Origin of the sequence: Mycobacterium sp. 1245499.0 (assembly GCF_001673615.1) — a bacterium.
Lineage (GTDB): Bacteria > Actinomycetota > Actinomycetes > Mycobacteriales > Mycobacteriaceae > Mycobacterium > Mycobacterium europaeum_A.
On sequence record NZ_LZMG01000399.1, the window covers coordinates 1 to 9,696 of the forward strand.

The following is a 9,696-nucleotide window of genomic DNA, read 5'->3' on the forward strand; positions in this document are numbered from 1 at the left end:
CGGTTGCCGTGGTGGGGCATTGGGCCGCCTCCTCGTTCGCCCGCGGCGATGGGAGCGCGGTGCGAGCCGACGCGGCGCTTCCGGCGGCGCGTTGAGCGCACTTCTCTTAACCGCCAACCTGTTTGCCGCGTCGTCACGGATGGCGCGCCGTTGCGGGTCCGGGTCGGCGTTGCCGGAAAAGCAGCCGCCCGGCGCGGCGTCGACGACGGCCAGCGCACTCGCGTAGCGTTCGTCGGCGCGTACGCGGTCCCCCGCCGCCGCTCGTCGCCGTCGCACCCGACGGCCGTGAGATCCCGCCACGACGGCTCGACCCGGCTAACGGCGATCCCCTCGACAAGTTGCAGCAGGTGCTGCAGGATGCGGCCGGCGCCGCGCCGCCGGGGGAGTCGCCGTAAGGGTGTGTCAGTGTCGTGGCATGAACGAACCGTGTCCCTGCGGCAGCGGCGAAACCTATCCCGCGTGTTGCGGGCCCTTGCATGACGGTGAGTTGCAGGCCCGAACGGCCGAGGCGTTGATGCGCTCGAGGTATTCTGCATTTGCGCGCGGCCACGCCGACTACCTATTTCGCACCTGGCATCCGCGTACCCGGCCACCCGAGGTGACCGTTGACCCCAGCATCACCTGGACCGGCCTAGAGGTAAGCGACACCGTCGCGGGCGGGGCCGACGACAATGCCGGGGAGGTGGAATTCACCGCCCGCTACGAATCCGCCGGCCGCGGCGGTATTTTGCACGAGCGCAGCCGCTTCGAGCGCCGCGCCGGCCGATGGTTCTATCTCGACGCCGTCGCGAAACGGTCTCTCTGATTTGGAGCGAGTGACGGGATTTGAACCCGTGTGTACGGCTTTGCAGGCCGCTGCCTAACCACTCAGCCACACCCGCACAGGTCGCAACGATGCCACCGCACGCGGCTGTTGCCCAGAGTTTGCCTCGGCGCGATCATTTCGTTGAGCCTGCCGCGGGCCAAGGACGCCCTCGAGCGTAAGTCCACTGCGAAAAACCAAGCCAGTTTCCGTCGTGTGCTTACGCTCGCGCTAGCGCCCGCCCTGCCTGCGCGGCTGTCCGCGCTCGCGCCTGCCGCAGCGGTCTGTCAGGCGTTTTGCTCCAAGTGTTCGGCGGTCGTTGAGCTACGACGGGCTTCCTGCGGATAAACTTGCGGTGTCGGAGTTTTAGGTGGTGGCGTGAAAGTCATTGGTGCGCAATGATCGAGTCTGGTGGCGACGCCGATCTGGCCGCGCTGGAAGTCATGCGGTCCGACGAGGATGCAGCCGCGGGTTTTCGGGACTGGCTGGCCGCCGCACAGCGGGCCGGTCAAAGAGTGCTGAGGGAGCCAGACGGCACATACGTGCTATGGCGCCGCGACGACGTCCTCGCCGCCATACGCGATGGCGAGACTTTCGCCAGCCGCCAGGGCGAACTGATGCCCGGCAACCCGCCCTTCGGGCCTTACCGGAAAATAATGGTCGAGCTGTTGTTCACGCCGGGGAATTCGCGGGACATGCTGAGGCCCGTGCGGGGGATCATCGAAAGAATCGTCGGCGCCGTAGCGGCGAGACGGGACAGCTGCGATGGTGCGGGTGTCGCTGACGTTGTCTGGCGCGCAGCATTCGTCACGATCTGCGGGCTGCCTACAGACCTCGCTCCCGACGCGGTCAACGTCGAACTGGTGGGGGCGATCCGCCGAGCGCCACAGGGCGGCCCCGATGTGATCAGCCTTCTCGCCACCGAACCGCTCACCGACCTAGAAGTACTGGGAGTGATGGGCTCGGTGGGCCGCGGGGTGATTTTTGCGTCACTAGCCATCAAGGCCGGATTGGCGGTGCTGGCGCGGCAGCCGATACTTCAGCGGGAGCTACGCGAAAACCCAGATCGGCAAGGCAGGTTCATCGAGGAGCTGCTGCGGTTGGATGGTGGGGCGAAGACCGTCTCACGAATCACCAGTCGCAGCATTACAATCGGCGACACGACGATCCCAGCCGCGTCCCCCGTCGAGTTGTGTGTCGGGCTGGTTCACCGTGACGAGACCGACGACATGTCCGGTCACAGCATCAAACTGAATGGTCCGCAACGTCATTGGAGTTTTGGGGGAGGCCCGCACCGTTGTCCTGCGTCGCATCTGGCCCGGGATCTGCTGAGCGCGTTCTTTGAGGTGTGGCTTGCCGAGGTCCCGTTTTTCTGGTTCGACTGGAACGGTGGCGATGTCCCCAGAGCGTGGCATCCCAAAGCCTACAGCGCTCGGCCAGCAGTGATTTTCGACGATTGGTTCCCGGTGCACGTGCCGCTCAGGTGGCGACCAGACCGGTGAGTACGGAGGGATCGGGCTTAGCGCGCAAGACGCCGCGAGCGTAAGTCCACTGCGAAAAACCAAGCCAGTTTCCGTCGTGTGCTTACGCTCGCGACTCGATGAAGGCCGGTCAGAGGCCGATGTAGACGGCCTTGGTGTTGAAGTAGGCCTCGATACCCTTGCGGCCACGCTCGCCGCCCCAGCCCGACTGCTTGTGGCCGCTGATCGGCATCGACGGGTCCGCCGCGAGGGAGGAATTCACCCAGATCTGGCCCGCGCGAAGCTCATTCACGACGCGGTGGGCGCGGGAGAGGTTCTCGGTCCAAATCGAACCGGCCAACCCGTAGTGCGTGTCGTTCGCGGCGGCGATCACCTCGTCCTCGTCGTCGAACGGGATCACACAGCCCACCGGCCCAAAGATCTCTTCCTTGATCAGACGCATGTCGGGTGTGGTGTTGGTGATGATCGTCGCCTCGTAGAAGTAGCCCTTGCGGTCCATCGGCTTGCCGCCGGTAATCACCTGCGCGCCACCGGCCACGCCGTCGTTGACGATGCCTTCGACCCGCTTGCGTTGTTTGTCGCTGATCAACGGGCCCAGCACGGAGTCCGGATCATCGCTGCCGCCCATCGGCAGCATCTGGGCGAATCCCGCGAGGCCCTCGACCACCTTGTCGTAGATGCCGCGCTGGACGTAAATGCGCGAGGTGCACGAGCAGTTCTGCCCGGAGCCGGCGAGCAGGCCCATGCCAGCGCCCATGATGGCCTTGTCGAGGTTGGCGTCGTCGAACATGATCAGCGGCGACTTGCCACCGAGCTCGAGGGTGAGCCGCTTGAGGTTCCCCGCCGCCGCCTTCACGATCAGCCGACCGACCTCCGTCGACCCGGTGAACGAGATCTTGTCGACGTCCGGGTGCGCGGTGAGCGCGGCGCCGGTGGTCTCGCCGTAACCGGTGATGACGTTGAGAACGCCGTCGGGCAGACCCGCCTCGCGGAAGATCTCCTCCAGTTTCAGCGCGGTCAGCGGCGTCTCCTCGGCGGGCTTGAGGACCGCGCTGCATCCCGCCGCCAGCGCCGGCGCGACCTTGAGCATCGCGACGAAAAACGGTCCGTTCCAAGGGATGATGAGGCCGACGACGCCGACGGGCTCGAGCTGGGTGAAGGTGTGGTAGGTCTCCCAGGTGCCGAGCAGGCCGTCAGAGACGAGATTGGCCGACTCGCCGTGGATCTTGCCGACCCAGCCGGCGTAGTACTTCAGCATGTCTACCGAGACCGGGATGATGTGGCCCGCGGCCGTCAGGTTCATCCCGTTGTCCTGCGACTCGAGCGCGGCCAACTCGTCTTTGCGTTCCTCGATGATGCGCGCCGCGCGGAAAAGCACGTTGGCGCGGTGCGATGCGGGCGCCTTGCGCCACACCCCCGACTCGAAGGTCTCGCGTGCCCGGGCCACGGCCGCGTCGACGGCCGCCTGGTCGGAATCGGGGACCTCCGCGATCTGCTCCTCGGTGGACGGGTTGAAGACCGCAATGGTGTTACTCAATGTTCCTCATAGCCCTTCACTCGCGGGGAATGCTGTCGTCGCCCGACAGAGGTTACGCGCTTAACCAAGGGGTGTCCAGTACGCATCGAAGACCGCGGCGGGCCTGCAACCTAGGTGGATTCCGCTGGTCACCGCCATGACGAACAGGAACCGAGGCCCGCGGGGCGCGACTTTGACCCCTGCCCGAACCCCCGCCTGGACGGCTAGATTGACCCCTATGCGGGTTGTTCGTCTGTTCGGCGCGGTCCTGACGATCCTCGTAGCGGGGCTGCTCTGGGCAACCCCGGCCGGGGCGCAGCCCCCGTTCAAGCTCACCGACCACATCACCGACAGCACCGGCGTGCTGACGGCTTCCGACCGGGCAGCGGTCAGCGAAGCGCTCGACCGGCTCTACCGCGATCGGCACATTCAACTGTGGGTCGTCTACGTCGACAACTTCAACAGGTTCAAACCCGACAACTGGGCCGATAAGACACGCAGCGCCAGCGGGATCGGCGACCACGACGCGTTGCTGGCCGTCGCCACCAACACCAAGCTGTACGCGTTCAGCGTGCCCCCACAGGTGCCGGGCCTGACACCGGCAGAGTTGAACAGCTTGCGCAGCAACCAGATTGAACCCGTGCTCGGCGCCAAGAACTGGGGTGGTGTGGCGGTCGCGGCGGCCGACGGGCTGGACAAATCGGCCAGCTCGCCCAAGGCGGCTGGCTCGTCAAAGTCGAGCTGGCTGCCGATCGCGATCGGCGTCATCGCCGTCGTGGTCGTCCTGCTGCTGTTGCTTCTGCTGTTTCGCGCACGCCGCCGCCGGCGCGCGAGCACTACCGGTGGACAGGTGGCCGTGGACGGCGGCGATCCTCCGTTGCAGCAGGCGTTGTCGACCGCCGACGCCAGGGTGCGCCAGATCTCTGACTATGCCGCCAGGCATCGCGCCACCATCGGATCCGAGGCCCAGGCCAGGCTCGACGACGCGAAACGGCACCTGGCAGCGGCGCGCGACAAGGAAGCGGGCAACCAGGACGAAGCGATTGCGTACGCCAACCGGGCATCGACGCTGGCCGCACAGGCGCAAACGCTGGCCAATGCCGATGTGCTCGCCGCGCACCGCACGCCGCGACGACGCGGCAACGCGTCGACCCGGTGATCGCCGAAAGAGAGCCGCGTAGCTATCGATAGCTTGCACGCAGCAGCGCCACCGCCTGTTCGACGGTGTCCTCGATATTTCGCGTCGCGTCGACCCGCAGCACGGACCGTTGCTCGTCGGGAGGCGTGAAAGCGGCTCGCAGCTCAGGCCACAACTCGATGCGCGCATCCGAGACGACGCCTCGCTCGGTGGCGCGACGCTCGAGACGCGCCATCAGCGTGGCGTCGTCCGCGTCGCACAGGACCACGTGAAGATCGGCGCCGAGTCGATGTGCAAGCCTTTGCATCTGGGCCCGCTCGGCCGGATTGCCGAACGTGGCGTCGACGACCACGCCGCGGCCGCGGCGTAACCAGCGGCCCGCGTCGCGGCGCAGCGCAGCGTATGTAGTCCGCGTCGTTGCGGGGTCGTAGAGACCGGAGCCGAACGCATCGGTGCCACGCTGGGTGGGTTCGATTCCCGCCATCCTCTTGCGCGCCACGTCCGACGAGAGGTGCACCAGCCCGAATCGGCCGGCGAGAGAGCGCGCCAATGTCGTTTTGCCGCTTGCCGGAAGGCCCATGGTGACCATCATCGGTGGTCGTGGCAGGCCACCCGCGTGCGCCCAGGCCAGGTCGAAGTAAGCCCGCGACTCCGCGATGAGTTGATGCCCTTCACCATCGGGAGTCCGTTCGGTCTGGGCCAGCCGTAGGCTGCGGACCTTGCCGCGAACGTACGCGCGATAGCACGTGTAGAAGTCGAGCAGGCTGGGCAGGCCAACGTCGCCGCTCGCCCGGACATAGGAGTCGACGAAGGCCCAGGCCAGGTCCGCGCGTCCGTGATACTCGAAATCCATGGCCAGAAACGCCACCTCCGAGGCCAGGTCGGCGCACCGATAGCGCGGCGCGAACTGCAAGCTGTCAAACAGCAGGATCTGGCCGTTGTCGATGCAGATGCTGGCGGCGTGCAGGTCACCATGCCCATCCCGGACGTGACCTTCCGTGACCCGTCGTCGAAGCAACGGCGCGTTGCTGCGCACGAACTGGCCCACGTAGGTGCGGATATCCTCGTTGACGTCGCGCGAAATGGTTCGGCCGATGAAAGGTGCAATCTGGTCGAAGTTTTCCCGCCAATTCGCGATCACGCTGGTCGCGCTGCCGTACTCATCGATGTCCGGGCCGGTCTCGGCCCTGTCGTGAAGTTTGGCCAGGGTGCGACCAATTCGACGTGCGAGACGGATGTCAACGTCGCCGCGCGCGAGCTTGGCGGGCAGCATGCCCTCCTCCGGTAGGCGCCGCATCCACACGGCCGGCTCGCCCGACCCCGGTTCACCACCGATGCGGTAGTGGCCTTTTCGCTCGGCGACCTCGACGACTCCCAGATACATCTGCGGGCTGAACCGCCGATTGAGGCGCAGCTCCTCTGCGCAGTCGGCGCGGCGGCGCTCGATGGTGGTGAAGTCCAGGAAGCCGAGGTTCACCGGCTTCTTGAGCTTGTAGGCGTAACTGCCGGCAAGCAGGACCCACGAGCTGTGCGTTTCGTGGAGACGCACATCGTCGGCCGGCGGGTCGTAGGCATCGGGTCGCAGCAGATCGGCGACGATCCGCGGGCGGCCGTCGGGTCCGGTCGGGTCGAAGGCGTGCGTCATGGTCTCGCCGAACGATTGCAGGCGCTCTGCCCGCCCGTCAAGGGCTTTCGTATCCTGGCCGGACGTCGGCGGGCACCAGCGAGTGCGTGACGTCCACGCCGTCGAAGGTGACTGTGTGGGCGGCATGCCGCAGGGGCTCGATGGTGCCGCCCGGGTGCACGACAGCGCCGCCGCCGGTGGGGATTCCGAGGCCGGTCACCGATCCGTCGAGCAGCTGAATTGTTCGCGAGAGTCGCGTCCATTTGGCCCGCTCGTCGTGCGCGTCGATGATCATCGGCACCAGATTGAACAGGGTGAGCAGCTCGGTCGCGGAAGTTTCTGGTGCGTCGGCTAGTTCGTGGCGTCCGAGCTGGACGGCACCGGCCGAGACACCTACGAGGACAGCTCCTTTGGCGTACCGGTCCAGAATCACGTCCTTCATGCGCGTTTTCTCGAACGTAGTCCAGCCACGACGCACATCGCCGCCGGCGAGGACGATCAACTGTGCTCGCTCCAGGAAGGCGCGGTCGTGAGGTCCGAAGGACGAACGGACCATCAGGCGGTCGGTGAGGCCCATGGCATCCATTGCGGCTTCGAAGATTTCGTAGAACTCCAGACGATCGCCGTTGGAGGCACCGACGTAGGCGGCGCTCGGCGGCTCGTCGCGTGCCAATCCATCGAGCGCTTCTTCGAGAAGGAGCCGGTCGTGACGCTTCCAGAACAGCAGCTGGCTGTCCGCCAGCAAGTAGAGCGGTTGACGTTGCGGCGCCGTCACTTCGGCTGGTCTTTGCCGGTGAGCTCGTCGAAGCGCGCCAGCGCGGCGTCGAGGTCCGCCTCGTCGAATACCTCGCAGCGGTTGATCCGGTCGCCGTCGAGAGTAAAAAGACTTATCTCGAGCCACTCGGCATCGAAGCCGTCCGGTGACGTCCCATGCGTCGACTGGGTGACGACAGCTCCGAGATCGCTCAGCCGATGCACCGCATAGACGTAGATCTTCGCCTGCGGCGCCACCTGCCACGTGGCATGGATGTATGGAACGAGGTCACCCGGCGAAAACGCTCGACCCCGCCGGTGGTCTAGGTTCACCCAGTCTGGCGTTGTCAATGGAAGCTTGTGTTCGTTGAACGCGGCGAAATCTCGCAACAGTGTCGACCACGTACGCCCATGGGCGGCTGTTTCGATTGCTAGATAACGCGTTTCGAGTTCTTCGAAAGCGCGGTCGATGTCGTCGACATCGAAGAATACGTGTGCCGCAATCCGCCCGGCGGAGTCGACCTCGGTGACTCCCAAAATCTCGACCACAAATTCCCCCGGTTGTAAGCCGTGGTCAAAGGAACGCACACGAATGAGGGCGAGGCGCTCGCCGCGTGTCGCAATGACCGTCAGAGCTACCCGCGCGAGGCCCTCTTCTAAAGCTTGCATGTTTTTCAGCATGGCATCGCGACCGTCCCAGAACCCGACATTCACCACTCTCCGGTGATCCTCGACGAAGCTGTTGTCGGCCAAAATCTCGGCTGCAGCGGCCCAATCGCGGGCCGCCGAGTGCGCAAAGAGAAGGTGTTCCGCCCGGCTCGCCGCATTCTCCAGTCGCTGCGTGGGGCGGTGCAGCTCATCGAACTTCGCGAGCGCTTTGTCGAGGTCTGCCTCGTCGAAGACCTCGATGCGGCTAAGCAGGTCGCCCTCGACCGTAATCACGTAGGTCAACCGCAATTCCGCGTCGAAGCCCTCTTGCGAGAGCATCTTCAGCACTTGGGTGGTGACGGCTCCGAGGCCGCTGAGCTGATGCACGGCTTCGATGTAGGCGCTGCTATCCGACATGAGGTCCCACATGGCACCAACGGAGGTGGCCAGATCAACCCCCTCGATCGACACGACCGGACGATGATCGATGTAAACCGCATCTGATGTCGTTGCGGGGAGCTCGTGCCGATTGAATTGGGCGTTGGCGCCGATCACCACCGACCACGTATCGGCGTGATTGGCTGCTTCCCCGGCAAGGTAACGGCTTTCGAGCTCCGCGAAGGCGGCGTCGACGTCTTCGAGATCGAAAACGACGTCCGCCGCGACGCGCCTGTCGAAATCGAGCTCGACAATGTTCAGTGCGTCGTTTGCAATCGCTTCCGGGTCGCTGCCCGAAACGCGAACACGGAGCAGCGCGAGGCGTGCGCCACGAGTCGCTATGACGCTCGGCATCGTCAAGGTGAACCCGACCTCAGCGAGCGCCCTCGTGCTTTCGATATTGGCTTTCCGGCCGCTGATAACCCCGGCATTCACTACTCGCCGACGGTCGTCGACGGAGATGTTTTCGGCGGTTAGCTCGGCGATGGCGTCCCAGTCACGCCCGCTCAAGCACTCACAAATACGCTCGTACGCTTGGCTTGCCGGGTTTTTCAGGGCCGGCCGACTGAGCTCGTCGAACCGGGCGAGCGCGGCGTCGAGGTCTGCCTCGTCAAAAATCTCGGCCCGTCTGATCAAATCACCTTCGATCGTCAGGATGTTGATCGCCCGCCACTCGCCCTCGAAACCGTTCTGCGATGTCCCCTTGGCCGCATAGGTGATGGCCGCTCCGAGATGGTTGAGCCGGTGCACGGCCTCGATGTAGATGTTCAGATTCGGCGCAAGCTCCCACGAAGCGCGAAGGTTTGCGATCGCGTCCCCGGACGCAATTGTGGTCACGTGCCGACGGTCGATGTCGACGAAGTCTGGCGTTGTCGCGAAAAGCTCGTGCCGGTTCATGGCGGCATAGGCACTAGAGATTACGGACCAGGTGTGCGCCTGCGCGGCTGCTTCTCCTGCCAGGTAACGGGTTTCAAGCTCTTCGAAGGCTCCGTCAACGTCTTCGGGGTCAAATACGACAGTAGCCGCACATCGGCTGTCGTCGTTGACCTGTACGACGGACAGCGCGGCAGCCTGCGATGCCGTGGGTAGCGAATCTTGGCTTGCAAAGGTGAAACGCAGGATTGCGAGGCACTCTCCACGAGTCGCAACGGTGGTCGCCCGGACATCGGACTTCCAAACTTCGGCGGTGGCGCGCCAATTCGCCATCTCAACGTCTCGACCGCGGCGGATTCCGGCGTTTATGCCTCGACGACGGTCGTCCGACAAGAAAGCTTCATCGACCAGGCCCGCCATCGC

Annotated in this window: 6 protein-coding genes, 1 tRNA gene and 1 pseudogene; 3 read left to right on the plus strand and 5 right to left on the minus strand. The window is 65.1% G+C overall.

All coding sequences use genetic code 11. The features are described 5' to 3' along the window. Positions 1 to 415: 415 nt before the first annotated feature. Complete coding sequence (locus tag A5646_RS25015; protein WP_066869503.1) at positions 416 to 805, plus strand: YchJ family protein; 390 nt, start codon at positions 416 to 418, stop codon at positions 803 to 805. 2 nt (positions 806 to 807) lie between these two features. Here A5646_RS25015 and A5646_RS25020 read toward each other — a convergent pair. After that, a tRNA-Cys gene (locus A5646_RS25020) sits at positions 808 to 881 on the minus strand. A gap of 319 nt (positions 882 to 1,200) precedes the next feature. Between A5646_RS25020 and A5646_RS25025 the strand changes: the two genes are divergently transcribed. Continuing rightward, positions 1,201 to 2,304, plus strand: coding sequence for a cytochrome P450 (locus tag A5646_RS25025; RefSeq protein WP_066876187.1), 1,104 nt, complete (start codon positions 1,201 to 1,203; stop codon positions 2,302 to 2,304). A gap of 109 nt (positions 2,305 to 2,413) precedes the next feature. Here A5646_RS25025 and A5646_RS25030 read toward each other — a convergent pair whose 3' ends face one another. Next, positions 2,414 to 3,820, minus strand: coding sequence for an aldehyde dehydrogenase family protein (locus A5646_RS25030; RefSeq protein ID WP_066869510.1), 1,407 nt, complete (start codon positions 3,818 to 3,820; stop codon positions 2,414 to 2,416). A gap of 217 nt (positions 3,821 to 4,037) precedes the next feature. On the opposite strand from A5646_RS25030, the gene A5646_RS25035 reads away from it, so the two are divergent. Continuing rightward, entirely contained in the window at positions 4,038 to 4,958 is a 921-nt protein-coding gene (locus A5646_RS25035) for a YgcG family protein (protein ID WP_067024984.1), read from the plus strand. A 22-nt stretch (positions 4,959 to 4,980) separates the two neighbouring features. Here A5646_RS25035 and A5646_RS25040 read toward each other — a convergent pair whose 3' ends face one another. From A5646_RS25040 to A5646_RS29615, 3 genes and pseudogenes are all read right to left on the minus strand, one after another. Further along, positions 4,981 to 6,582, minus strand: coding sequence for a bifunctional aminoglycoside phosphotransferase/ATP-binding protein (locus A5646_RS25040; protein ID WP_067024987.1), 1,602 nt, complete (start codon positions 6,580 to 6,582; stop codon positions 4,981 to 4,983). Between the two features lie 37 nt (positions 6,583 to 6,619). Further along, the gene (locus A5646_RS25045; RefSeq protein WP_067024989.1) at positions 6,620 to 7,336 is read right to left on the minus strand and encodes a Type 1 glutamine amidotransferase-like domain-containing protein; all 717 of its coding nucleotides are present in this window, start codon (positions 7,334 to 7,336) and stop codon (positions 6,620 to 6,622) included. Further along, positions 7,333 to 9,696, minus strand: a pseudogene (locus A5646_RS29615) (regulator); the annotation flags it as partial. The gene A5646_RS25045 and the pseudogene A5646_RS29615, both read right to left, overlap by 4 nt.